A 24,333-nucleotide genomic window follows, 5' to 3' on the forward strand; every position below is an offset into this window, starting at 1 on the left:
CGGCAATCCACTTATCCAAGCCGCGAGCCTGTGCAGACAAACCGAGCCACCTCTGACCACGAGCGGCATCATCCATCCAGGTGGGCGACGGTGGTGTCGATCGCGGAGAAGATCGGCTGCGTACCGCAGACGCTGCACGGGTGGTTGAAGAAGGCGGAGGTTGACAGCGGCAAGCGCGCTGGCGTGGCGTCTGAGGTGGTGGACAAGCTAAAGGCGCTGGAACGCGAGGTTCGCGAGCTGCGACAGGCCATCGAGATTCTGCGCAAGCCTGTCCCGAGCCTGTCGAGGGGGCGTCAGCATATTTTGCTCAGGCGGAGCTCGACCGCCCGTTCAAGCGATAATCGCGTTCATTGACGATTATCGCGATGCCTATGGGGTCGAGCCGCGCTGTCGTTGCGCTGCTGGCCCTTAGCGCCAAGCTGGCCAAGTCACGCTGTGTGCGACAAGGCGAGCGTGGTCGCGACAAGAGGCGCTGGAACTACGTACGTGAAGGGCGGCGACCGCGTGCCCATTGCGAAATCAACGAAGCAGTAGAACAGCTTCGCGCTGGTCAACGTCTCGTGCTTGCGTGACATGTGCCAGCCGCCGTCCGCGTCGCCAGCAGCGTCGGCCGTATGCGCAAAGTGAAGATGACCGCCGAGGTAGGAGCTGATGTCGCGCCACTTCGCCACCAGTCTGTCGTGCAGGCTATTGAACTGATCAAGAGCGGGGAACACCTCCTCGTTCCTTGCCCATTGCACCACCGCCGCCTCCAGCAGCGACGTGGGCGTATCGCAGTTGAACTCGAACAGCTTGGGCGGGTCCTTGCCGTCATAGCCTGCATCGAACCGACCGAAGTTCAGCGCGGGCGGTTTAGCATTCCACGCGACGCGGATCGCATCGTGGCAGAACGACGGGATACCGAACTAAGCGAGGAGATCGAGCCTGTCTACGACATGCTGCCCGGCCTCCAGGAACAGCCTAAAGAGCTCCGTCGTGGCGGCCTCGATCTCATCGATCTGGGCCAGCGTGAAGCTGTAGAACTCGCTCTCGTCCCAATACGGTCGGCCATCGGCGGTGTGCCAATCAGGCCGAGCTCCTCGACCTTCGCCTGCCAGTCGGCGCGCGGCTTGATGGTACGGCGGTTCATTCGCCTGCCCCACCGCCCGCGCCGCCATACGCCGACGATCCAAAGCCGCCGCGGCTGATCGCAGCGGACCGTCATCGCGACCTCGGCCGGCGCGCGGCCGTAGGAGGTGCCGGTCCGACCGGTGAACGATTCACCCCGAACCGGCTCGCCATAGTAGGGCACGACGCTGCTGCGGCCGAGGTAATACCAGAGGAAGAGGCTGACCCCGACGCCGTGGCCGGCCTCGGCGGTCCGCGGGCATTGTGCGTCCGGCACGCGCTTTCCCGTCTTGTCGACGCAGACGGCAGTGTCGCGATCGGCGGTCCAGCCATTGTCCTCGCGCTGGCAAGCGGCCGCCAGCAAAGTCGCCGCCAACGCGCTCGTGATCTTCAGAGCGGCCTTCATGATTGCCTCTCTGCGACGATTATCGCTCCGATCAGGGCTTTGCGGAAGGGCTAAGCAGACGATTACCCTGCAGCGCGCTATGCTGACGCTTAACACGGCACTGCGGGACGCGATCGCCGACGTCGCGCACGATCATCCCGTGCGCTATTTCGAGGAAGAGGATTTCGGCGACCGGGGATAGGCGCACGCCGGGCAGTTATTGCTGGCCGGTTAGCGCTTCGCCTTCGTGCGCCAGCGCCTTGGCGATCATCACCCGGCGCTTCATCCCGCCCGATAGCTCGCTGATGCGGCTCGCGCGCTTGTCCCAGAGCGACAGGTCGCGCAGCAGCTGTTCGAGGTAGGCTGGCTTCGGCGGGCTGCCAAACATTATGCGACTGAACGCGACCGTATTCCAAACCGTCGCAAAGATGTCGACCGCGATCTCCTGCGGCATCAGCCCGATCGCGGCGTGCGCGTGTTTGTAGTCGCGCACCACGTCGCGACCGTCGAAGGTGATCGTGCCGGAGGTCATCGTCACCGTCCCGCACACGATGCTGATCAGCGTCGTCTTGCCGGCGCCGTTGGGACCTCCTCGACGCGAACCGCCATCAGCTTCGCGCCTGGAGCGATCGCTCCTACAATCCGACTTCACGCAACCTCAAGGACGAGGACGTAGGCCGCAATGATGGAGATCGCGAGGCTGTTGCCCCCCTCATCGCCGTGGGAGATCTACGAGGCCGGCGATCCCTTCCGCTTCCGCTCGAAGGACCACATGCTACTATCGGAGGCGGTGCTCCTCTACGTGGGTCTGGTGTTCGGCCAGGATGGCGCCGAGATCGCCGAGGCGTTCACGACCGGGGAACCGACAGGCTTCGATCGGAACAACCGCGGCGAGGCGCCCGCGCTCATTTCCGTCCTGCACGACCTCCTCGTGACGGGTCGGCTGCGCTCCTTCATCCGTCCGTTCGGCGGAGGCGCACCAAGGCTCCTGCATACCAACGAATGGGAGATGGACGATCCGCTGGCCCGCTTCGCGTGGAGCGGCATGAACCCGGCAGCGCCCTACGATCCCGACGCGACGCCGACCCACTGGATCCTCGTGCCTAGGAACGAGGTCGACGAGATCCTGGAGCGCGCCGGGGGCCGGGCCGTCTTCAGGGACGCCGCGGTCCCGCTCGACCGGCCCGCACGCCAGCCGCTCACCGCTCACGGCAACGGACCGGAAATCGTCACGACGGCGCCGGAGCGGCCACCGCTGCCGGTCGGCGACCTGCTCAGGCGCGACAAGGTCCTGGAGCGCACGGGCATGAGCAAGAGCACGCTCTACCAGAAGATCGAGGAGAAGAGGTTCCCGGCGCCCGTGACCCTCGGCACCCGGATGTCGCGCTGGCGCGAGGAGGACGTCGCCGATTGGCTCCGCGATCCGAAGTAGCGCATCGCGGCGAACGCCGATGCCGAGCCCGAGCAAAGGCAGGCGTGCGCGGCGACGCACGGACGCGAGCGGCATCGTCATCTCATGCCATTAGCGGGCCAGCGGCCTGCGCCTGCCGGAGAGCAGGGACGCGGCGGGCGGGAGGCCGCCGACGAGGAGATCCGACCACTGCTCCGCAAGTTCGCGCCGCCGCTCCATGTAGCGGCTCCGGTTGTAGCGGAACTCGGTCTCGCTCATCCCGGTGGGGACGTGCGCGAGCATCAGATCGATGATCAGTCGATCGATCAGCAGCCTGTCGGCCCCCGGATGCGTCCGCTCGACCAGACCGTTCATCACGGTGGAAAACGCGCTGCGCCAACTGCGCGGCACGTGCACGCCCTTGAAGCCGATGCGGTTGTAGAGATAGCCGATCGCGTTCGCGCTCATGGGATCGTGGACGGACCAGGTCGACGGAAACACCAGCGGTCCCGCCCCTGTGAGGGCGCGCACGGCGAAGAGGACCACGACGGCGGAGGGCGCGAGCGGCACGAAGTGGTCCCACTCGTCGTCGTCACGAAGATCGAACTCCAGCTTCATGTACTCGCTGGGCACGTGGCGCGGCCAGCAGCAGGGGCTCGTCGATGTCGGTGATCGGGTAGGCGCCGAGCGACGGGAACAGATCCCGTTCCATGCTGGTGATCACGTCGTCGGCATGGACCGGCTTCCAACGCCCCTTCTGCTGCTCGTGCCAGGACCTGGCCCACTTCTCGAAGGTCTCCTCCGCGCGTCCCTCGCCCACAAGCCGCACGCGCCGACGCTCGAGCGCCGGATCCTTGCCGGCCGCGAGCGTCCGCTTCGCCTCGTCCCGCGCGAGCCGCGCGGCCTTGAGGCTGACCTCGGGATAGCGCCCGATCACGAGCAGCTTCTCCTTGCCGCCTTTTCGGAACTTGAAGCGCCACGTCCGGGTGCCGGCGGCCGACACGTGGAGGAAGAGGCCTCCAGAGTCCGGCACCTTGTAGGGCTTGTCGCGAGCTGCCGCGGCGAGCACCCCCTTGTCGGTCAGCATGCATACCTCCGCACGATCGGGGGCCATACTCCCAGAATACCCCCATTCGCGTTCGGCTGCATGCGGACCACCTCGGACGACGTCGGGCCGAGAAAGCGCGGAAAATCTAAAGAAAACAAGCTTTGCCGGACAACGTCGGTCAACGGTGGATCAAGCCTTGGCGGAGAGGGTGGGATTCGAACCCACGGTACCCGCGAGGGCACAACGGTTTTCGAGACCGTCCCAATCGACCACTCTGGCACCTCTCCGCGAGGCGATCCGGGTTGCGCGATCATACCGCGCACGGGCCGGGCCGGCCGAAGGCGCGCGCTTAGCCCAAGGCTCCGCGGCGCACAAGCCGGCCGATGGCGGGATCGCTCGGGCGCATCCCGCGATCCAGGCGGCTTGTGCGGCGCGCGCCTTCGACTAGATAGAGACGATGCATCCCCGCGCCGTGTTCCCTGCCGCTACCGCCCCGGTGGCGCCACCTGTCTCGCATGCCGATTTCGCGATCGGCGATATCGTCCGCCATCGGTTGCTGGATTTCCGCGGCGTGGTGTTCGACGTCGATCCCGTGTTCGCCAATTCGGACGAGTGGTATGACGCGATCCCGGAGGACATGCGCCCGCGCAAGGACCAGCCGTTCTACCATCTGCTCGCCGAGAATGCCGAGGCGAGCTACATAGCCTATGTCAGCCAGCAGAACCTGCTCGCCGACGACACGGACGAGCCTGTGGAGCACCCGGCGATCCCGGGCCTGTTCAAGGCCTATGCCGACGGGCGCTACGAATTGCGCCGCGAGCACCGGCACTAGGGTGACGCCGGACCGCGCGAGGCGCGGCCCGGCGCGCGAGCGTCAGAACTTGAACGCCAGCCTTCCGTAATAATAACCACCGTTAATGCCGTAGGGCGAGAACGTCATCGGCGCATCGTACACGTTGCCGCCCGTTGCGACGATCGGCTGGTTGGGATTGCTCGCGTTCGCCAGCAGGAGGTACGTCGGCGGCTTCTTGTCGGTCAGGTTCTGGGCGCCGAACGAGAAGGTGACTTGGTGCGTCAGCTTTACGCCGACCTCCAAGTCGGTAATGGCGGCGAAGCCGACCGTACTGTTGTAGAACTTGCCACCGTCCGGACTGACCATCTCGGATGTCGAGCCGTAGAAGTTCTCGCGCACCATGAGCGTGATCGCGTGATAGGTGTAAAAAGCCTGCGTCACGACCTTTACGCGCGGCGATGCGGTGGTGAGCGTGCTCTGTGCACCCGCATCGAACAACGCGGCACCGGGCAGACCGGCCGGCGCAGCGTTGATCTTGGTCAGGATCGTCTTGTTGTAATTGCCCGAGAGGCTGAGCGTCAGGTCGCCGAGATCGTTCAAGCCGATGTCGTAGCTTGCGGTCGCGTCGATGCCCCGTGTCCGCGTATCGCCGCCGTTGGTGAAGACGCTGATGCCCGTCTGCGTCACCGTCGGATCGAGGATGTTGCCGTTGGCGACGATCGCGTTCGTCACGAGCGGATAATTGGTCGCGCCGCCCGTGTTGAAGAACGTTCCGGTGCCCAGGATGCGGTCGGTGATCTTGGTCTGGTAGGCGTCGATCGTGATCGCCAGCTTCGGAAGCGGCCGGAAGACGGTACCGAAGCTGAACCCGAACGACTTCTCGGGTTTGAGGTTCTGGAAGCCCAGCACCTTGGCCGCGGCCGAGTTGGCGGGAAGTTGGACGACCGCGGTGGTCGGCGAGACGTTGGTGGCGGAATAGAACTCCTCCGCCAGCGTGGGTGCTCGGAAGCCCGAATCGACCGTGCCGCGGATCGCGAAGGCGGGCGTGAGGTCGTAGCGCGCGGTGCCCTTGCCGATGAACCGGCCACCGAAATCCGAATAATGCTCATACCGGCCGGCGGCGTCGAGCTTCAGCTTGCTCATCAGCGTGGTGGCGAGATCGATATAGGCGGCCTCGTTGTCGCGGCTGTGGAAGCCGGCGTCGGTCGGGCGGAAGCCGGGGTAGGACTGCCCGCCCTCAAGATAATAGGACGCGGGGTCGCCCGCGCCGATCTGGTAGGTGTTGCGCCGATACTCGCCGCCGAACGCGATGTTGAGCGTCGAGCCGCTGCCGATGTCCATTTGCTTGTTGAAGTCGGCGTTGCCCGTGAACTCGGTCGCCCGGAAGAAGCCGTCGTAGAAGTTGCGTGGCGTGGCGTGGGTGTTGATGAACAACGACCGGTTTGCCGAATCCACCGTCTCGATTACGTTCTTGTCTGCGCCATAGGTGGCGCTGAGGTCATAGCCGAAGCCGCCCAGATCACCCTTCGCGCCGCCGGTGAAGGCGTAATCGCTTTCCTTGATCTTCTCGCGCGGGTTGAACCCCTGGGGGAAGGGGATCAGCTCGCCCGGCGTGGTGAGCGAGCCCGCGACCGTCAGCACCGGCGAGGCGATCACGCGATCGGGAACGCGCAGGTTCTCGTACGCGCTGGCGACGCGGCGGGCGTAGGAACCGAAGCTGTAGACCTTCAGGCCGCCGAAGTCGTAGCCGGTGTTGTAGTCCACGGTCGTCAGATAAGACTGGGCGTTGCCGTTGATCTTGTTGGTGTAAGGATAGCCGGGGATGCCGGCGTACAGCGCGGCCTGCGCTGGCGAGAGGCTGGTCTGCAACGCGTTGGTGGGCGTCGACACGCGACGGTCGACGCCGCCGACCTGGGTGAAGTCGTTGTACCGATAGAAGCCGGTCACGTCGAAATAGCCGGCGGCGCCGACCTTGGTGCCGACATGGACCGTGCCGGCATAGGTCTCGCCGCCGGTGTTGTAATATTCGCCCGCGGTCGCGTTGCCGTCGACCCCGGTCGTATCGTCCTTCAGGATGATGTTGATGACGCCGGCGATCGCGTCCGATCCATATTGCGCGGCGGCGCCGTCCTCCAGCACCTCGATGCGCTGGATCGACTCGGGCGCGATCAGGTCGAGGTCGGGCGCGGCCGATCCCTGATAGGGGCCGGCGAGCACATGGAGGTTGGCCGTGCCGTGGCGGCGCTTGCCGTTGATCAGCACCAGCGTCTGGTTGGGGCTTAGCCCGCGGAGCCGTGCGGACAGCGTCAGGTTGGCGGTGTCGCCGCCGAACGACTCGGCAGTGAACGACGGCACGAGCTGCGCCAGTTCCTGGTTCAGGTTGGGCTGGCCGACATGGCTCAAAGTCTCGGCGTTCAGCACCTTGATCGGCGTGGCGCTCTCCGCGGCGGTGATGCCGCCGGCGCGCGTGCCGGTGACGATGATGTCGTTGTCGGTCGTACCGGCGGTGGACGCCTGGCCCTCGCCGGTGCCGTCGCCCGATCCCAGACGCGTGCCGGTGCCGCCCGGCGGAACCGCCTGCGGTGCGCTCGCCGCTGCCCCTCCGGACACCGCCTGCGCCTGTGCCGCCGGCACCGCCAGCAGCATGGCCGCGATCGCCGCGGCCGAAGTGGACATGTTGGTCATCGAAAATGCTCCCTTTGAAGGCGCACTCTCAGGACATCGCTCCCCCGAACCGTTGATCCGCCTGCGGAGATGCCGGTCGCCGGATTGTTCCGGTCGGGTCCGACAGCTTTCTTGTCATGGGCAGGAAGGGCACGTCGACACCGCCCGCCCGGTACAGGATCGGCTCACCGGCGACAAAGCCCGCGGCCTGATAGAAGGCGACCCCCGGCAGCGTCGCCATCAGCTCTAGCGTCCGGAAACCCGCCGCGTGTGCCGCCGCCACGCTCGCGGCGAGCAGCGCGGTGGCGACGCCCGCACGCGCATGATCGGGTGCGACGAAGAAGGCGCGGATGCGAGCGGCATCCGTCGCGGGATCGAGCCGCATATCCTCGCGGCCCGCGAACCGATCCCCGCCGAACAGCGTCCGCCGCCCGCTCCAGCCGCCACAGCCCGCGAGCGCGCCGTCGCGCTCGGCGACATAGTAGGAGCCGTCGTCGACCAGTCGCGTGTCGACGCCGAACACGTGGTCGATCGCCGCCGCCAGCTCTTCCGGCGTGTAATGTCCCTGGTTCAGGTCCCGCGCGGACCGCTCGATCAGCGCATTCATCGCCTCCACATCAGCGATCGTGGCAACGCGGATCGTGACCGGGCGATACTGCGCCCGCCACGTCGTCCCGTCGTCGATCACCGCCTCCGCCTGCACATCGTCCCCACGTTTGGATCGGAAGATCGCGACGATCTTCTTGCATCCCCGGCCGCCGCCTACCGAGCCGCGGCACGATGGAAAACGCCATAGAGCCGCTCGATACGCAACCGAAACTTGCGTGTGCATCCAACAACGCTTGCCGGTTGTGATATTTCAGTCTCATTACACTGCAGCGTTTTCGCTCCGGCGATCGATAAGGCTTCCCCGCCGGATGGTTGACAGCGGCGCTCCGCGCGACTAGCCCGCCGCTTCATCCCGACGGGCCTCGGCCCGGCCGGGCGTCATTGTTCGGGAAGTGAAGACAAGCCATGTTCGCAGTCGTGCGCACGGGCGGCAAGCAGTATCGCGTCGCCGCCGGAGACAAGATCGTCGTTGACACCATCGAGGGCGACGCCGGCTCGTCCGTCACGCTGGGCGATGTCCTGCTCGCGGGCGAGGGTTCGGAGCTGCGCTCGGTCGAGGGCTTGACGGTCGCCGCCGAGATCATCGCCCATGCGCGCGGCGAGAAGGTCATCGTCTTCAAAAAGCGGCGCCGCCACAATTATCGTCGTCGCAACGGTCATCGCCAGAACCACACGATCCTGAAGATCGTGTCGGTCGGCGCCCAGGCGTAAGGAGTTAGCATATGGCACATAAGAAGGCAGGCGGCTCGTCGCGCAACGGTCGCGACTCCGCGGGACGCCGGCTCGGCGTGAAGAAGTTCGGCGGCCAGGAAGCGGTCGCCGGCAACATTCTGGTGCGCCAGCGTGGGACTAAGTTCTATCCGGGCCGCAACGTCGGCATCGGCAAGGACCACACGCTGTTCGCGCTCGTCGACGGTCGCGTGCTGTTCCATGACGGCAAGCTCGGCCGCAAGTTCTGTTCGGTCGAGATGCCGGCCGTCGAGATGCAAGCCATCGCCGCCGAATAACGGGCGTCCATCCGGGCCGCCCACCAGGGTGACCCGGGTACCGCGACGGTACCGAACCAAGGGAGCAGGGTCACCCCGGCTCCCTTTTTTCTTGTCTCCCGCCCTGTCGTCGCCGCGTCATCATGACGTGGCAGCGCGCCGCCGAGGAGAGCCGTAGATGTTCGCGCTGACGCCCCGACTGATGCTCCGGCCCGGCTGGCCGGAGGACGCACCCGTACTCGCCGAGACGATCGCGCACGAGCCGGTCGTTCGCATGACGTCGCGCGTGCCATGGCCATACCGGATCGCCGACGCGCAGGCGTATCTCGCGCGGCCGCACGACCATCTCCATCCCGATTGCCTGATATTCGAGCGGAGCCACGCCGCGCTGCGGTTGATCGGCGGCATCGGACTGTACGTGGCGCAAGAGGCCCATGAGCTTGGTTACTGGCTGACGCCCGCCGTTTGGGGACGGGGGTTTGCGACCGAAGCCGCGCGCGCGATGATCGGACATGCCCGCCACGGCTTGGGTGTCAGCGAAGTCCAGGCCGGACACTTCGCCGACAATCCCGCGTCCGGACGCGTGCTGCGCAAGCTGGGCTTCGAGCCGACAGGAAACGTGGTCCTGTCGCCGTCGATCGCGCGTGGCTGCGCCGATCCATCTGTTCGCTACCGGCTTCGGCTCGACGTGTTGGCTGCGTTGCCGGTGGCCGCCTGATCGGGGGCCGGCCGCGATTGCCTTGGGGCTCCGAACCGCCAACATCGCGGACGATGACCACGATCGCCGCCAGCCCGCCCAACCCGTCCGACCGCCGCCGCCTGCCCCCTGCAGAGTCCCGCGACGCCGCGCTGGAGGCCGCCCGCGCGCTGTTGGTGGAGCATGGCCCGCAGGGCGTGACGCTGAAGGCGGTGGCGGCGCGGGTCGGGCGGACGCATGCGACTTTGCTCCACCATTTCGGCTCGGCGGCAGGCCTGCAGCAGGCGCTGATCGAGCGGATGGCGGAGGAGATCACCTCCACGATCCGTGACGCGGTACTGGTCCGGGCGCCCGCCACCGGCGGCCCGGACCATGCCGCGATCGTCGACCTGGTCTTCGACGCGTTCGGCCGGGGCGGTGCCGGGGCGTTGGCGAGCTGGATGATCCTGACCGGCAACCGCGACGCGCTCGATCCGATCCTGCATGCGATCCACGCGCTGGTGGACGAGTTGGCAGCGCGTCGCACGACGGCGGGGCCGCCGATCGGCGACCAGACGTTGCAGCTGGTGCTGATGGCGCTGGGCGACGCGCTGCTCGGGGCGGCGATGGCGCGGGCGTTGGGTTTGCCGGAGGAACGGGCGCGGGGGCTGGCGTTGGGGGTGCTGGTTGGGGATGGCGGGAGTGGGTAGAAGGGGCGCCGTGGCGGAGGCTCTCCTGAGCGCCTGCCTTGCAGGCAGTCGAAGGGCCACGTCGTCAGACGGCGCCTTAGCGCCGCTGGCCGGGCGCGCGTCAGCCTCGCTTTAGCTTCGCTAAAGCGGTAGGTCGCGCGCCATGCACTTTCTAGACCAAGCGAAAATCTTCTGCCGTTCGGGCGCCGGAGGCCCCGGCGCGGTCGGCTTCCGGCGCGAGAAGTATATCGAATATGGCGGCCCCGATGGCGGCAATGGCGGCAAGGGCGGCGACGTGGTGTTCGAGGCGGTGGCCGGCCTCAACACCCTGATCGACTTCCGCTACACCCAGCATTTCCGAGCGGAGCGCGGATCGGGTGGGTCGGGCAGCAACCGCACCGGTGCGGGCGGCGCCGATCTGCTCGTCCGGGTGCCGGTCGGCACGCAGGTCCTGTCCGAGGACAAGGAGGACGTGCTCCTCGACTTCACCCGCCCCGGGCAGCGCGAGATATTCCTGCGCGGCGGCGACGGCGGGCGCGGCAACGCGAGCTACAAGACATCCACCAACCGCGCCCCGCGCCAGCACGGCAGCGGCTGGCCGTATGAAGAGGCATGGGTGTGGTTGCGGCTGAAGCTGCTCGCCGACGCCGGGCTCGTCGGCCTGCCCAACGCGGGCAAGTCCACCTTCATCAACGCCGTCACCAACGCGCAGGCGAAGGTCGGCGAATATCCCTTCACCACCACCCGGCCGCAGCTCGGCGTCGTGCGCCATCGCGGGCGCGAGTTCGTGGTGGCGGACATCCCCGGCCTGATCGAGGGCGCGGCGGACGGCGCCGGGATCGGCGACCGGTTCCTGGGGCATATCGAGCGGTGCCGCGTGCTGCTCCACCTGGTCGACGCGCAGGACGACGACGTAGCCGAGAGCTATCGTATTGTGCGTGACGAGCTGGAGGCCTATGGCGCCGGCCTGATCGACAAGCCGCACGTCGTAGCGCTCAACAAGATCGACACGCTCGACGACGAGCTGGTCGAGCTGCTGTCGGCCGAACTGGCGGAGGAGAGCGGCGTGGACGTGGTGCCGATCTCGGGCGTTTCGGGCACCGGCCTCGACTGGGTGCTCGACCGGCTGATGGAGGCAATCCCGACGCCCGAGTCGCCGGTCGAGGACGACGGCGGCGAGGTTCCGCTCGAATGGTCGCCGGTCTGATCGGCCGCTATGCGCCGGCGCGGACGAAGTCGACGAACGCGCGGAGCGGCGCGGGCAGGTGGCGGCGGCCCGGATAATAGAGGAAGGGGCCGCTGAACGGCTGCCACCATTCCTCCAGCACCGGCTCCAGCGTGCCGGCGTCGAGCTGCGGTTGTAGCCAGCCCTCGAACAGGTGGATGACCCCGGCGCCGGCGCCGGCGATCGCGGCCGCGATGCCCAGGTCCGCCGCCGTGCCTGGCCGCACGATCAGCGGGCCGGTTGGGTCGACGCGGACCACCTCCCCGTCGCGTTCGAACTCCCAGGGCGGCATCACCCCGCTCGCGAACCGGCCGCGCAGGCAGGCGTGGCCCAGCAGGTCGCGCGGATGCGCCGGGCGGCCGCGTGCGTCCCAATACGCAGGCGCGGCGGCGGTCGCGAATCGCTGTACGCGCGGGCCGATCGGGACCGCGATCATGTCCTGCTCCAGCCGCTCGTCATAGCGGATGCCCGCATCGCAGCCGGCGGCGAGCACGTCGACGAACCCGTCCTCCGCGATCACCTCCAGCCGGATGTCGGGATAGGCGGCGAGGAAGCCGGGTACGATATCGGGCAGCACCAGCCGTGCCGCGCTGATCGGCACGTTGAGGCGGAGCGTTCCCGCGGGCCGGTCGCGAAAGCCGTTCACCACGTCCAATGCCGCCGCCACCTCGCCCAGCGCGGGGGCGAGCCGTTCGAGCAGCCGCTCACCGGCCTCCGTCGGCGCCACGCTGCGGGTCGTGCGGTTGAGCAGGCGTACGCCGAGCCGGGCCTCCAGCCGGCGCACCGTCTCGCTCAGCCCCGACGCGCTGCCACCCGTGCTCCGCGCCGCCTCGCGGAAGCCGCCCGCGCGCGCGACCGCGACGAAGGCGGTCAGGTCGGCGAGATCGACATCGGCCATCGTTCACGATACCGCACGGCCCGTCCCGATCACACCCCGTTATCGGATGGCTCGCGGCTCGCTAAATGCGGTCCCCATCGAGGAGACACGACATGACCGACATCGGCAAGGCAGGCACCTACAAGCTCGGCGACCGCATGGTGAAGCGGCTCGGCTATGGCGCGATGCAGCTCGCAGGACCGGGCGTGTTCGGGCCACCGCGCGACCGTGACGCGGCGCTTGCGGTGCTGCGCGCGGCCGTCGCGGCGGGGGTCGACCATATCGACACCAGCGACTTCTACGGTCCCCACGTCACCAACGAGCTGATCCGCGAGGCGCTGCACCCCTATCCCGACGATCTGGTGATCGTCACCAAGATCGGCGCGCTGCGCGGGGCGGATGCGTCGTGGAACCCGGCCATGGCCCCCGCCGAACTGGAGCGCGCGGTCTACGACAATTTGCGCAACCTCGGGCTCGACGCGATGGAGGTCGTCAACCTGCGGGTCATGGGCAATGGGCCGCACGGCCCGTCGGAGGGCTCGATCGCGACGGAGCTGACCGTGCTCGCCGACCTCCAGCGGCAGGGACTGGTCCGCCACATCGGCCTCAGCAACGTGACCGCGACACAGGTCGAGGAAGGCCGCGGCATCGTACCGATCGTGTGCGTGCAGAACCTGTACAACCTCGCGCATCGCGACGACGACGCGCTGGTCGACACGCTAGCCGAGGCGGGCATCGCCTATGTGCCGTTCTTCCCCTTGGGCGGCTTCACCCCGCTCCAGTCGAGCGAACTGTCGGACGTCGCGGTGCGACTGGACGCGACGCCGCTGCAGGTTGCGCTCGCCTGGCTGCTGCACCGCTCGCCCAACATCCTGCTGATCCCGGGCACCTCGTCGGTCGCGCACCTGCACGAGAACCTGGCGGCGGCGGAACTGGTGCTGCCGGACGACGCGCTGGGGGTGCTGGACGGGATCGGCGCGAAGGCGATCGCCTGATTGTCGAGCCCGTGATTGGCGAGCCCCTGATTGGCGAGAGCGGCGCGCGCCGCTAAGGCGGCGAGCATGGAGCTGTTCCCGCCCGCCGCGTGCCCGCGGCTCGTCGTCAAGATCGGCTCGGCGCTGCTCGTCGCTCCCGACGGCGCCGTGCGGACGGCGTGGCTGGGCGGGCTGGCGGCGGACGTCGCCGCACGGGCGCGCGCCGGGCAGCAGGTGGCGGTGGTGTCGTCGGGCGCGATCGCGCTCGGCGCCCGCCGGCTGGGCCTCGCGCGCGGCGGGCGGGCGAGCCTGGAGGACGCGCAGGCGGCCGCCGCGACCGGCCAGATCGCGCTCGCCGGCGCCTGGGCCGCCGCGCTGGAGCGGCAAGGACTGATCGCCGCGCAGATGCTGGTGACGCTGGGCGACCTGGAGGACCGTCGCCGCTATCTGAACGCCGCGGCGACGCTCGCGCGGCTATTGGGGCTCGGCGTCGTGCCGGTCGTCAACGAGAACGACAGCGTCGCGACGGCAGAGATACGCTTCGGCGACAACGACCGGCTGGCGGCACGGGTCGCGCAGGCGGCGGGGGCGAGCGGCGTGGTGCTGCTGTCCGACGTCGACGGCCTGTACGATCGGCACCCCGCCGAGCCGGGCGCGACGCTGGTACCGCGGGTCGAACGGATCGATGGCGTGATCGAGCGCATGGCCGACGCGAGTTCCGGCTCCGGCATGGGGTCGGGCGGCATGGCCTCCAAGATCGCCGCCGCGCGGATCGCGACCGGTGCGGGCATCCCGCTGGCAATCGCGTCCGGCAGGGTCGAGCGGCCGCTAGCGCTCGAGGCATCGGGCGAGCGGCCGCACACGCTGTTCGCGGCGGAACGCACCGCGAGCGCACGGAAGGCATGGCTGGCTGGCGGACTGACCGCGATGGGGACGATCCACGTCGATGCCGGCGCGGCGGGTGCGCTGGCGGGCGGCGCGAGCCTGCTCGCGGCCGGCGCGGTCCGCGTCGAGGGCGCGTTCGCGCGCGGCGATCTGGTCGGCATCCACGGCCCCGCCGGCCCGGTAGCGCGCGGGCTGGCGGAGTACGACGCCGTGGACGCTGCACGGCTGCTCGGCCGGCGATCGGACGAGCAGGAGGCGATCCTGGGCCATGCGCCGCGCGCCGCGCTGGTCCATCGCAACCACATGGCGCTGTTGTGAGGATACGGCCTTGATCCTGGCCCTCACCGGCGCGACCGGCTTCGTCGGCAGCCATCTGCTCGATCTGGCGCTGGCGGAGGGGCACAACGTTCGCGCGCTGGCCCGCCGGCCCCAGCCGCCACGCAAGGGCGTGACCTGGATCGGAGGCGCGCTCGACCGTTCCGACAGCCTTGCCAGGATGGTGGCCGGCGCGAACGCCACGATCCACGTCGCCGGCGTGGTCAACGCGCCCAACCGCGCGGGTTTCGCGGCCGGCAATGCGGCCGGAACGGCGGCGATGCTTGAGGCGGCGACCGAGGCGGGGATGCGCCGGTTCGTCCACGTCTCGTCGCTCGCCGCGCGCGAGCCCGACCTGTCGGATTACGGCTGGTCCAAGGCCGAGGCCGAGCGGCTGGTGGAGGCGAGCGCGCTCGACTGGACGATCGTGCGACCGCCCGCGATCTTCGGGCCGCGCGATACCGAGTTGCTGGAGCTGTTCCGCATGGCCAGGCGACACGTCGTCCCGCTGCCCCCCGCCGGCGGACGGCTGTCGGTGATCGCGGTAGAGGACCTCACCCGGCTGCTGCTGGACCTCGCGACCGGCCAAGCGCTGGTCCGCGCCCACGTCGATCCCGACGACGGCACGCCGAACGGCTGGGATCATCGCGCCTTCGCCCGCGCGATCGGGGATGCGGTCGGCACGCGCGTCCTGCCCCTCCCCCTGCCCCGCCCGGTGCTGGAAGGCGTATCGCGGATCGAGCACGCGATCCGGGGCCGACGCGCGAAGCTGACGGCCGATCGCGTCCGCTATTTCTGCCACCCCGACTGGGTCGCGCAGGCCCGGCCCCCGGCCGAGATCTGGTCGCCGCGCCTGGAGACCCGCGCAGCGCTTGCGGCCACGGCGGCATGGTATCGCGCCGCCGGCCTGCTATAGCGCCGCATCGCCGCCGCATTCGGCTGTCAGGACCCGAGCATGAGCGAAACCACTCCCCCAGCAGGCGACGCGGGCAAAACGACCTACGACACGGTCACGCGGCTGATCGCGCCGTTCAACAAGAAAGGTGCGGCCCTGTCCACCGCCACCACCTTCCAGGGCGACCTGGAGTGGGACTCGCTGACGGTCATGGATTTCGTCGCGGCGGTGGAGGACGAGTTCGATATAGTCATCACCATGAACATGCAGGCGGAGATCGAGACGATCGGTCAGCTCGTCGACGCCGTCGACAGACTGAAGGCCGCCTGACGTGACCGAAGCCGCCGCGACCCGCCACCAGTTGCCGATCGACCCGCCGGTCGTCGCCCCCGAGCGCGACCTGTTTAGCAAGTTCGATCCGCTGATCGCCGAACGCGAGGCGCTGCTCGCGACCGGAGTGCGCGATCCGTTCGCGATCGTGATGGACGAGGTGAAGTCCCCCACGCTCGCGATCATCAGGGGGCGCGAGACGATCCTGCTGGGCACCTACAATTACATGGGGATGACGTTCGATCCCGACGTGGTCGCCGCCGGAAAGGCTGCGCTCGACACGTTCGGCGCGGGCACCACGGGCAGCCGCGTGCTCAACGGCACCTACTCGCCGCACCGCGACTGCGAGGAGGCGCTCAAGACCTTCTACGGGATGGACCACGCGATGGTCTTCTCGACGGGATATCAGGCCAACCTCGGCGTGATCTCGACGCTCGCCGGCAGGGGCGAGTACGTCATCCTCGACGCGGACAGCCATGCGTCGATCTACGACGGCTGCTCGCTCGGCAACGCCGACATCGTCCGGTTCCGCCACAATTCGGTCGAGGACCTTGACAAGCGACTAGGCCGCCTGCCGCCCGCGCCGGGCAAGCTGGTGGTACTGGAGGGCGTCTATTCGATGCTGGGCGACGTCGCGCCGCTGCCCGAGATGGTGGCGGTCGCGCGCAAGCACGGCGCGATGGTGCTGGTCGACGAGGCACACGGCATGGGCTTCTTCGGCGACCATGGTCGCGGCGTCTTCGAGGAACAGGGCGTGGAGGCGGACGTCGACTTCGTCGTCGGCACCTTCTCCAAATCGGTCGGCACCGTCGGCGGCTTCTGCGTGTCCAACCATCCCAAGTTCGAGGTGATGCGCCTCGTCTGCCGGCCCTATGTGTTCACCGCCAGCCTGCCGCCTTCGGTGGTCGCGACCGCGGCGACCTCGATCCGCAAGCTGATGCACGCGGGCGAGAAGCGCGCACATCTGTGGCGCAACTCGCGGCGGCTGCACGGCGGCCTGAAGGACATGGGCTTCAAGCTCGGCACCGACACGCCGCAGTCGGCGATCATCGCGGTGATCCTGGAGGACCAGCGCGAGGCGGTCGCGATGTGGCAGGCGCTGCTCGACGGCGGCCTGTACGTCAACATGGCGCGGCCGCCCGCGACGCCGGCCGGCACCTTCCTGCTGCGGTGTTCGCTCTGCGCCGACCACACCGCCGAACAGGTCGAGACGATCCTGGCGATGTTCCGCGCCGCCGGCGAGATGATCGGCGCGCTGGACTAGCCACTGGTCGCACCCCGATCGATCGATTAGACTGGATCGCGTGAGCGGCAGGCAAGGCCTTTCATCCCGGCGGGGGCTGGCATCGGCGTGGCGGATGGTCACGCTGGTCGTGATCGCGCTGATCGGCGCCGGCGTGCTGACCGCGCTGATCGTCAGCGAGGGCGAGGCGAACCGCCAGCGCGACCGGGCGCTCGCGCTGCAACAGCACAGCTTCGAGGTGATGATCCTCGCCCGGTCCCTGTCGGGCACGATCGCCCGGTCGGAGGCGACGCTGGGCCGCTACGTCATCAGCGCCGATCGCCATCTCGGCCAGCAATATTACGAACAATGGCGGACGGCGGGGCAGCAGCTCGACCGGCTCGACACGATCACGGACGACAATCGCGCCCAGCAGCCGAGGATCGACGCGTTGCGGCGGGCCTATGATTCGCGCGGGGCGGAACTGTCGCTGATCGCGCTCGCGACCGCGTACAAACGATATCCGCAGGCGCTCTCGCGCTATTACGCCGCACGCCAGGCCGCCTCGCTCGCCGCGATCGACGACCAGCTCGATGGGATCATCACCGCGGAGCGCACCCTGCTCGACCAGCGCACCGCCGCCGCTGCGGAGTCGGTCGAGCGGTCGAGCGGAAAAGCCCGCGGTCTGACGATCGTCGGTGTCCTGCTGGCGCTCGGCGCGATCGCGCTGGGCTGGCTGATGGTGCAGGCGCAGGCCGAGCGTGCCCATGCGCAGGGCGAAGCGGACGAGGAACGCCGCCGCGCGGCCGAGCTGGAGGCGGCCGTCACGGCCGCGACCGACGAGCTGCGCGCGCAGGAGGCGAAGCTTCGCCAGGCGCAGAAGATGGATGCGGTCGGGCAACTGACCGGCGGCATCGCGCACGATTTCAACAATATGCTCGCGGTCGTTCTAGGCGGGCTTGAGCTCGCCCGCCGCCAGGTGCCCGACCTCGCGAGCCCGCTCCTGCGCCATCTCGACAGCGCCACCGAGGGCGCGCGACGCGCGGCAACGCTCACCCGCCAGTTGCTCGCGTTCAGCCGCGAGGAGGCGTTGCGACCCGAACCGATCGAGCCGGGGGCGCTGATCGCCGGGATGCGCGACCTGCTCGACCGCACTTTGGGCGACCAGATCACGGTGGAGGTGACGGACGCGACCCGCGGCTGGACGGTCCTCGCCGACCGCGTAGCGCTGGAGAACGCGGTGCTGAACCTCGCCGTCAACGCGCGCGATGCGATGGACGGACGCGGGCGGCTGCGCATCACGACCGGCACCGCGACGCTGGCATCGGGAGAGGTCGGCAATTGCGACGCCGGCGAGCACGTCACCCTGGTGGTGACGGACGACGGCTGCGGCATGACGCCCGAGCTGCTGGAGCGCGTGTTCGAACCCTTCTTCACCACCAAGCCGGTCGGCAAGGGCACCGGCCTCGGCCTCAGCCAGGTATTCGCGCTCGTCCAGAACCTGTGCGGCGGCATCGCGATCGCGTCGGTCCCGGGACCGGGACCCGACCGGGGGACGGCGGTGACGCTGTACGTCCCGCGTCTGGCGGCGGCGTCGAAGGGCGAAGCGGGGATCAAGGCGGTGGACCTACCCGTCGCGACTGCGGCGACCGGCGCATTGGGGATATTGGTCGTCGAGGACGACCCTCGTGTGCTGAGCGCGACGACGGAGGCACTCGAGGAGCTCGGGCATCGCGTGATCGCGTGCTCGGATCCGCTGGCGGCACCTGGGCTGCTCGATGCGGACGGCGGCATCGACCTCGTCGTGTCGGACGTGCTGATGCCCGGGCAGACCGGGCCGGAGATGGTCGCGGGATTGCTAACGCGCCGGCCCGATCTCGCGATCCTGTTCGTGACGGGCTATGCCGGCGAGGCGGTGGGCGGCGCCGTTGGCCAGGGCGCGTTCGGCAGTCACGGCGTGTTGCGCAAGCCCTTCACGCTCGCCGCGCTGGAGCGCGCGGTCGCGGACGCCGGCGCGTCTCGGTCGATCGCCGCGGCGCCGTTCCCGGTCGCCGAAACTGTTTCGCTCGCCGCTGAATAGACGCATGGTACGAAAGCGGCTGACGGGCCGCGCGCGGCACCCTATAGCCTCGGCTTCCGCCCGTTTCGCGAGCCGCCGACTGCCCCATGAAATCGATCGATCGTTACATGGCGCGGCTGATCGCGGTGCCGCTGTTCGCCACGCTGGTGATCGCGTCGCTGCTCCTGGTCCTCGACCGGATGTACCGCCTGTTCGACTTCGTGGTGACCGAAGGTGGCCCGGTCAGCGTCGTGTGGGCGATGCTCGCGAACCTGCTGCCCGAGTATCTTGGCCTCGGCATCCCGATCGGGTTGATGCTGGGCGTGCTGCTCGCGTTCCGCCGGCTCGCGATATCGTCGGAGCTCGACGTGATGCGCGGTGTCGGCATGAGCTACGCGCGCCTGCTGCGGGTGCCGTATATGTATGCGGTGGCACTGGCGCTGCTCAACCTGGCCATCGTCGGCTACGTCCAGCCGCGCGCGCGCTACGGCTATGAGCGGTTGCGCTTCGAGCTGCGCACCGGCGCGCTCGGCGCCTCGATCAAGATCGGCGAGTTCACACACCTGGGCCCGCACATGACGTTGCGGATCGAGCAGAGCCGCGACGAAGGGCGACGCCTGTCGGGCATCTTCGTCCACGCCGATACGCCCAAGGGCGACTGGGTGGGCGTCACCGCCCAGCACGGCCGGTTCCTGGCGACCGACGATCCCGACGTCATCATCTTCCGGCTGACCGACGGCACGCTCGTCCACAACAGGCCGAACTTCCGGACGCCGCGCGTCCTGACGTTCAACTCGCACGACCTGCCGATCAACCTGCCCAAGCTCGAGAGCTTCCGTCAGCGCGGCGGGGGGCCCGACCATCGCGAGTCGACCCTGCTGGAGCTCGCCCGCCAGGGACGCCAGCGCGGCGTCCCCGTCCACGAGCGCGATCCCAGCCGCGCCGAGTTCCACTTCCGTGTGACCGAGGTCATCTCGATGCTTCTGCTGCCGTTGCTCGCCGTCGCGCTCGGGATTCCGCCCAAGCGATCATCGTCGGCGCTCGGGGTGCTCGTGTCGATCGTCATGATCGTCACCTACTTCAAGATCAACCAATATGCGGAGGCGCTGGGGACGCTGGCGCAGGTCGATCCGCTGATCGCGCTGTGGGTACCGTTCGCGATCTTCGCGAGCCTGGTGATCTGGATGTACTATACGATCGCCTATGTGCCCGGCGGCCAGCCGATCGGCGCGCTGGAGCGGGTGTTCGGCAAGGCGTGGGCGGTCATGCGTCGCCGGTTCGTCCGTCGCCGGGCGGTGACGACGCCGGCGGTGGTGGCCGCGTGATGGCCAGTCCGTTCCCCTCGCCGACCGTCGCCTGGTACATGGCACGGATGTTCCTGGTGCGCACCTTCGGCATCATGGCGGCGGTGTCGCTGGTCCTACTGGTGCTCAGCGTGCTCGGCGAATCGGGGCACATCCTCGCGCAGCCAGCCAACGGCGAGGCGCAGGTGTGGCGGTATGCCGGGCTGCGGGCGCCGCAGATCATCTCGTTCTTCCTCCCATTCTCTGTGCTGGGCGGCACGGTCCTGACGCTCATCACGATGAACCAGAACAGCGAGATCATCGCGCTGAAGGGTGCCGGCCTATCCGCGCATCAGGTCCTGGCGCCGCTGCTGGTCGCGAGCGTCGGCGTCGCCGCGCTGTCGTTCGCGTTCAACGACCGGATCGTCAGCCGCGCGACCGCGACGCTGAACCAGTGGCAGGCGGTGGACTATGGCCCGCTGCCGATCGACCGGGGCGACCGGACCAATGTGTGGGTGCGTGACGGCGACGATCTGATCGAGGTCGATCAGTTGCGCGGCCGCGGCGATGCGGCGCAGCTTGGCAACGTCACCGATTACGACCGGGACGGCGGCCGGCTGATCTCGCTCATCACTGCGCCGCACGGCGTGCGCGAGGGCCGCGGCTGGCGCATCTTCCCTGCCCGGCGGTTCGACGTCGCCAGCGGCAAGGTGGCGCTCTATCCGGCGTTGCACATCGCGGACGGGGTACGGCCGGCACAGTTCATGGTGACGACCGTCGACGCCGACGGCCTGTCGCTCCGGGCGTTGCGCGCGACGATCAAGAACCTGTCTGACGCGGGCCGGCCGACCAAGGCGCTGGAAGGCGCGTCGTGGCACAAGCTGTCGGGGCCGCTGTCGGCGGTGCTGATGCCGCTGCTGGGCGCGGTGGCGGCGTTCGGGATCGCGCGATCGGGCAAGCTGTTCGTGCGCGCGGTGGCAGCGATGGGGCTGGGCTTCGCCTATTTCGTCGCCGACAATTTCGCACTGGCGATGGGCAGCCTGGGCGCCTACCCGCCCTTCCTTGCCGCCTGGGCGCCGTTCCTGCTGTTCTTCCTGATCGGCGAGGCGGTGCTGATCCGGAGCGAGGAGTGAGCGGGCGCTTGTTTAACCCGCCCGCCACGTGCTTCGCATGATCTTCGCAGTCAAGTGCGGCAGCCCAGCGTAGCTCGCCTTGTGGAACGGCGAGTCCTCGCCCAATGCCGCCGTCAGTCGTCGGTGTGCCTCACCCAAGGCATGGTAGGGCAATCCCGGCAGCAGGTGATGCAGCGCATGGTAGCGCAGCCCCACCGGCGCCCACAGCATCGGCAGCAGCGCGGGCGGCGGCACGTTGACCGAATCGAGATATTGCGCCGTGACGCTCATCGCCTCGCCCTCATTCTCCCACAGATGCGCGACCAGCGTGCGGACCTGATTGAGGACCGCCACCGCGGACGCGATCGCCATTGCGATGACGAAGCCGCGCCATGGGATGATCCCACTCGCGACGGACGCAATCAGCGCGATCGCCCAGACACTTGCCGCGGTCTCCAGCCGGTTCCACTGCACCAGCGCCGCACCCTCCGGCGCGCGACGGCGGAAGTTCGGGTTGATCGCGAGCGCCGAGTAGCGCTCCATCACCGCGCGCCGCAGCTTCGGCACCAGCACCGACAAGGGCGACAGCACGCCGTAGCGGACCAGCAACGCTACGGGCGCGAGCGCCGACACGACGACGAACGCCGGCAGCGTCCACGGCTTCATCAGCGCGAGTGGGAGGTATTCGGGGTCCTCGCTGGTGCCGTAGCGGGTCTTGGCGTGATGCAGCGTGTGGACGCCCTCATACATGAACGACGGGACCAGCATCGGCACGCCGACGAGCATGTTCCAGCCGAGCCGGAAGCCGGGCAGGCTTGCGTGCTTCACATGGCTGACCTCGTGGATGAAGCTCATCGCGCGGTACAGCGCCAGCACCGCGACCGCCGCCGCGGCGATCGTCCAGCCGGCAGCGTGGCTCGTCACCGCCACCGCCAGCGCGCCATAGCCGACGGTCGCAGAGCCGACGAGGTCCGCCCAATACACTGCCGGCCGCGGCGCGACGAGGTCACGCGTCAGTTCGGCCGCCGCGCGCAGCATCGCCTTGTCGTCGGACGCGCGGTGGGTCCCGGCGGATGCGCGCGCCGCTCCGGGCGCAGAGGCGCGGTCGCGAGCCAGACCGATCGAGCTATCCATGGCTGTTTCCATTGTCGGAAGATAATGGCTGCGACGTGGCGGTCATAGGGGTGATTACCGGTAGCGGGCCGTATCGGTTCCGGCCACGATGATCGAACGGCTCATCCGTCTCGCCACAAACCGGAAGAATCGCTAAGCGAAACGATCGACCACCTACCTGGAGCTCCCGCATGGCGACCGACGTGACGATCCGCCCGATCAGCAGCAAGCGTGACCGCAAGACGTTCGTCGACCTGCCGTTCCGGCTCTACAAGGACGATCCCAACTGGGTCCCGCCGCTGAAGGGTGAGGCGCTGGGCCTCATCACGCCCGAGAAGAACGGCTGGTACAGCCATGCCAAGGCACAGCTTTTCCTGGCAGAACGGGACGGCCGCGCAGTCGGGCGCATCTCCGCGCATATCGACACGCTCGCGCTCACGATGCCGGCGGCGCAAGGCTTCGGCCCCGGCGTCGGCCAATGGGGCCTGATGGATGCGGAGGGCGAGGACATTTTCCGCGCGCTGCTCGCTCGCGCCGAGGATTGGCTGCGCGATCAGGGGATGACGCGCGCGCTTGGCCCGATCTCGCAATCGATCTGGGAAGAGCCTGGCCTGCTCGTCGAGGGCTTCGATCATCCGCCCACGATCATGATGGGTCATGCCAAACCGGAATATCAGGGCTGGATCGAGCGCGCCGGCTATGCGGTCGTCAAGCGGCTGCAGACCTATGACCTCGACATCCTCAAGCCGTTCCCGCCCATCGTCCAGCGCATCATCGCGTCGGGCGAGAAGAACCCGCGCATCCGCATTCGCGAGGTGAACAAGAAGAAGTTCGAGGAAGAGGCAGCGATCATCCTGGGGATCCTCAACGACGCCTGGTCCGACAATTGGGGTTTCGTCCCGCTCACCCCGCCCGAGATCAAGGACGTGGGCGTCAAGCTGAAGCCGATCGTGTTCAACGACCTGATTCGCATCGCGGAGGTGGACGGCAGGCCGGTCGCGTTCATGATCACCCTGCCCGACCTTAACGAGCCGCTGAAGACGCTGGGCGGATCGCTGCTCCCGTTCGGCTGGGCCAAGCTGCTGCTGTGGCTGCGCGCGCCCAAGGTGCGCACGGTGCGCGTGCCGCTGATGGGCGTCGTCAAGGACCTTCAGGCGACGCGCATGGCGAGCCAGCTCGCCTTCATGATGATCGAATACATCCGTCGCGCGTCCGTCGAGAAATATGCCGCCACGCGCAGCGAGATCGGCTGGATACTGGAAGACAACCAGGGAATGAACTCGATCGCGACGACGCTCGGCAGCCGCGTGAACAAGGTGTACGACGTCTTCAACCGGGATTTGTGAGCGGGGACAGGCCTGCCGAAGCTATTTGCGTCCGAGCGGCACCGTGAACGTCACCGCCGCGCCCTGGCTCGTCGCGCCGGGCAGATCGTGCTGGAACCCGTGCACCCGCGCCGATGCGCCGCCGGGCAGGCGGAACAGGAGCGGGTCGAACGGCCGGTCCGTCCCGGCCGCGAGCGGCGGCAACGGCGCCAGCCGGTTCTCGTTCCGGGCGTGGGCGCACACCACCACCTCGCCATCCTGACTTGGACCCGCGCAGGGTCGCGGAACGGCGGAGATGGCGGACCCCGGTTCCGGCGCCGCCGAGGGAAGCGTCTGGATGATCAGCGACGCGACGGGCAAGATCATCTTGG

General features: G+C 68.5%; 23 protein-coding genes, 1 tRNA gene, 3 pseudogenes and 1 other annotated feature. Of the genes and pseudogenes, 17 read left to right on the forward strand and 10 right to left on the reverse strand.

Annotation, left to right across the window (positions count from 1 at the left end; all coding sequences use genetic code 11):
• Positions 1–30: 30 nt before the first annotated feature.
• Positions 31–394 (forward strand): annotated as a pseudogene (locus ACFE65_RS06490) (transposase); the annotation flags it as partial.
• Positions 296–410: a sequence feature (AL1L pseudoknot), on the forward strand. (Overlaps the previous pseudogene by 99 nt.)
• A gap of 183 nt (positions 411–593) precedes the next feature.
• Here the strand turns inward: ACFE65_RS06490 and ACFE65_RS06495 are convergent.
• Together ACFE65_RS06495 and ACFE65_RS06500 are read right to left on the reverse strand one after the other, a co-directional pair.
• Positions 594–1,129 (reverse strand): annotated as a pseudogene (locus tag ACFE65_RS06495) (glutathionylspermidine synthase family protein); the annotation flags it as partial.
• Positions 1,130–1,724: 595 nt separating this feature from the next.
• Positions 1,725–2,081: pseudogene (locus ACFE65_RS06500) on the reverse strand (ATP-binding cassette domain-containing protein); the annotation flags it as partial.
• 93 nt (positions 2,082–2,174) lie between these two features.
• Between ACFE65_RS06500 and ACFE65_RS06505 the strand changes: the two are divergent.
• Positions 2,175–2,924, forward strand: a complete 750-nt coding sequence (locus ACFE65_RS06505) for a helix-turn-helix transcriptional regulator (protein ID WP_375381535.1) — start codon at positions 2,175–2,177, stop codon at positions 2,922–2,924.
• A gap of 90 nt (positions 2,925–3,014) precedes the next feature.
• On the opposite strand, the gene ACFE65_RS06510 is transcribed toward ACFE65_RS06505, so the two are convergent.
• From ACFE65_RS06510 to ACFE65_RS06520, 3 genes are all read right to left on the reverse strand, one after another.
• The gene (locus ACFE65_RS06510) at positions 3,015–3,500 is read right to left on the reverse strand and encodes a hypothetical protein (RefSeq protein ID WP_375381536.1); all 486 of its coding nucleotides are present in this window, start codon (positions 3,498–3,500) and stop codon (positions 3,015–3,017) included.
• Positions 3,475–3,969 (reverse strand): tyrosine-type recombinase/integrase, encoded by a 495-nt coding sequence (locus ACFE65_RS06515; RefSeq protein ID WP_375381537.1) that lies wholly within the window; start codon positions 3,967–3,969, stop codon positions 3,475–3,477. The genes ACFE65_RS06510 and ACFE65_RS06515 overlap by 26 nt, the downstream gene beginning before the upstream one ends.
• Positions 3,970–4,127: 158 nt before the next feature.
• Positions 4,128–4,217 (reverse strand) — tRNA-Ser (locus ACFE65_RS06520).
• 170 nt (positions 4,218–4,387) lie between these two features.
• Here ACFE65_RS06520 and hspQ point away from each other — a divergent pair.
• Positions 4,388–4,762, forward strand: a complete 375-nt coding sequence (gene hspQ, locus ACFE65_RS06525) for a heat shock protein HspQ (RefSeq protein ID WP_375381538.1) — start codon at positions 4,388–4,390, stop codon at positions 4,760–4,762.
• A 42-nt stretch (positions 4,763–4,804) separates the two neighbouring features.
• Here the strand turns inward: hspQ and ACFE65_RS06530 are convergent, their stop codons facing one another.
• Both ACFE65_RS06530 and ACFE65_RS06535 read right to left on the reverse strand, forming a co-directional pair.
• Positions 4,805–7,408, reverse strand: a complete 2,604-nt coding sequence (locus tag ACFE65_RS06530; protein WP_375381539.1) for a TonB-dependent receptor plug domain-containing protein — start codon at positions 7,406–7,408, stop codon at positions 4,805–4,807.
• A 28-nt stretch (positions 7,409–7,436) separates the two neighbouring features.
• A complete protein-coding gene (locus tag ACFE65_RS06535) occupies positions 7,437–8,090 on the reverse strand; it encodes a GNAT family N-acetyltransferase (RefSeq protein WP_375381540.1) in 654 nt (217 codons plus the stop codon).
• Positions 8,091–8,401: 311 nt separating this feature from the next.
• On the opposite strand from ACFE65_RS06535, the gene rplU reads away from it, so the two are divergent.
• The 5 genes from rplU (at position 8,402) to obgE (ending at position 11,554) form a co-directional block, all read left to right on the forward strand.
• Positions 8,402–8,707, forward strand: a complete 306-nt coding sequence (gene rplU, locus ACFE65_RS06540; protein ID WP_375381541.1) for a 50S ribosomal protein L21 — start codon at positions 8,402–8,404, stop codon at positions 8,705–8,707.
• Between the two features lie 11 nt (positions 8,708–8,718).
• Complete coding sequence (gene rpmA, locus ACFE65_RS06545) at positions 8,719–9,003, forward strand: 50S ribosomal protein L27 (RefSeq protein ID WP_375381542.1); 285 nt, start codon at positions 8,719–8,721, stop codon at positions 9,001–9,003.
• A gap of 157 nt (positions 9,004–9,160) precedes the next feature.
• Positions 9,161–9,700, forward strand: a complete 540-nt coding sequence (locus tag ACFE65_RS06550) for a GNAT family N-acetyltransferase (protein ID WP_375381543.1) — start codon at positions 9,161–9,163, stop codon at positions 9,698–9,700.
• A 53-nt stretch (positions 9,701–9,753) separates the two neighbouring features.
• Positions 9,754–10,368: a TetR/AcrR family transcriptional regulator gene (locus tag ACFE65_RS06555; protein WP_375381544.1), complete on the forward strand. Its 615-nt coding sequence runs from the start codon at positions 9,754–9,756 to the stop codon at positions 10,366–10,368.
• 142 nt (positions 10,369–10,510) lie between these two features.
• Complete coding sequence (gene obgE / locus ACFE65_RS06560) at positions 10,511–11,554, forward strand: GTPase ObgE (protein ID WP_375381545.1); 1,044 nt, start codon at positions 10,511–10,513, stop codon at positions 11,552–11,554.
• Between the two features lie 7 nt (positions 11,555–11,561).
• On the opposite strand, the gene ACFE65_RS06565 is transcribed toward obgE, so the two are convergent.
• Positions 11,562–12,470, reverse strand: coding sequence for a LysR family transcriptional regulator (locus ACFE65_RS06565; RefSeq protein WP_375381546.1), 909 nt, complete (start codon positions 12,468–12,470; stop codon positions 11,562–11,564).
• Between the two features lie 92 nt (positions 12,471–12,562).
• Between ACFE65_RS06565 and ACFE65_RS06570 the strand changes: the two genes are divergently transcribed.
• From ACFE65_RS06570 to lptG, 8 genes are all read left to right on the forward strand, one after another.
• Positions 12,563–13,444, forward strand: coding sequence for an aldo/keto reductase family oxidoreductase (locus ACFE65_RS06570; protein ID WP_375381547.1), 882 nt, complete (start codon positions 12,563–12,565; stop codon positions 13,442–13,444).
• Positions 13,445–13,510: 66 nt separating this feature from the next.
• Positions 13,511–14,626, forward strand: a complete 1,116-nt coding sequence (gene proB / locus ACFE65_RS06575; RefSeq protein ID WP_375381548.1) for a glutamate 5-kinase — start codon at positions 13,511–13,513, stop codon at positions 14,624–14,626.
• 10 nt (positions 14,627–14,636) lie between these two features.
• Positions 14,637–15,539, forward strand: coding sequence for an SDR family oxidoreductase (locus ACFE65_RS06580; protein WP_375381549.1), 903 nt, complete (start codon positions 14,637–14,639; stop codon positions 15,537–15,539).
• A 39-nt stretch (positions 15,540–15,578) separates the two neighbouring features.
• Positions 15,579–15,848, forward strand: coding sequence for an acyl carrier protein (locus ACFE65_RS06585; protein WP_375381550.1), 270 nt, complete (start codon positions 15,579–15,581; stop codon positions 15,846–15,848).
• 37 nt (positions 15,849–15,885) lie between these two features.
• Positions 15,886–17,112, forward strand: a complete 1,227-nt coding sequence (locus ACFE65_RS06590) for an aminotransferase class I/II-fold pyridoxal phosphate-dependent enzyme (RefSeq protein ID WP_375381621.1) — start codon at positions 15,886–15,888, stop codon at positions 17,110–17,112.
• A gap of 94 nt (positions 17,113–17,206) precedes the next feature.
• Positions 17,207–19,150, forward strand: a complete 1,944-nt coding sequence (locus ACFE65_RS06595) for an ATP-binding protein (protein ID WP_375381622.1) — start codon at positions 17,207–17,209, stop codon at positions 19,148–19,150.
• An 86-nt stretch (positions 19,151–19,236) separates the two neighbouring features.
• Complete coding sequence (gene lptF / locus ACFE65_RS06600) at positions 19,237–20,454, forward strand: LPS export ABC transporter permease LptF (RefSeq protein ID WP_375381551.1); 1,218 nt, start codon at positions 19,237–19,239, stop codon at positions 20,452–20,454.
• The gene (gene lptG, locus ACFE65_RS06605; RefSeq protein ID WP_375381552.1) at positions 20,454–21,545 is read left to right on the forward strand and encodes an LPS export ABC transporter permease LptG; all 1,092 of its coding nucleotides are present in this window, start codon (positions 20,454–20,456) and stop codon (positions 21,543–21,545) included. The genes lptF and lptG overlap by 1 nt, the downstream gene beginning before the upstream one ends.
• 12 nt (positions 21,546–21,557) lie before the next feature.
• Here the strand turns inward: lptG and ACFE65_RS06610 are convergent, their stop codons facing one another.
• Positions 21,558–22,658 (reverse strand): fatty acid desaturase family protein, encoded by a 1,101-nt coding sequence (locus tag ACFE65_RS06610; RefSeq protein ID WP_375381553.1) that lies wholly within the window; start codon positions 22,656–22,658, stop codon positions 21,558–21,560.
• A 170-nt stretch (positions 22,659–22,828) separates the two neighbouring features.
• Between ACFE65_RS06610 and ACFE65_RS06615 the strand changes: the two genes are divergently transcribed.
• A complete protein-coding gene (locus tag ACFE65_RS06615; protein WP_375381554.1) occupies positions 22,829–23,983 on the forward strand; it encodes an N-acetyltransferase in 1,155 nt (384 codons plus the stop codon).
• A gap of 21 nt (positions 23,984–24,004) precedes the next feature.
• On the opposite strand, the gene ACFE65_RS06620 is transcribed toward ACFE65_RS06615, so the two are convergent.
• Positions 24,005–24,328 (reverse strand): hypothetical protein, encoded by a 324-nt coding sequence (locus ACFE65_RS06620; RefSeq protein WP_375381555.1) that lies wholly within the window; start codon positions 24,326–24,328, stop codon positions 24,005–24,007.
• Positions 24,329–24,333: the final 5 nt, after the last annotated feature.

Source organism: uncultured Sphingomonas sp. (assembly GCF_964237335.1).
Classification (GTDB): Bacteria; Pseudomonadota; Alphaproteobacteria; order Sphingomonadales; family Sphingomonadaceae; genus Sphingomonas.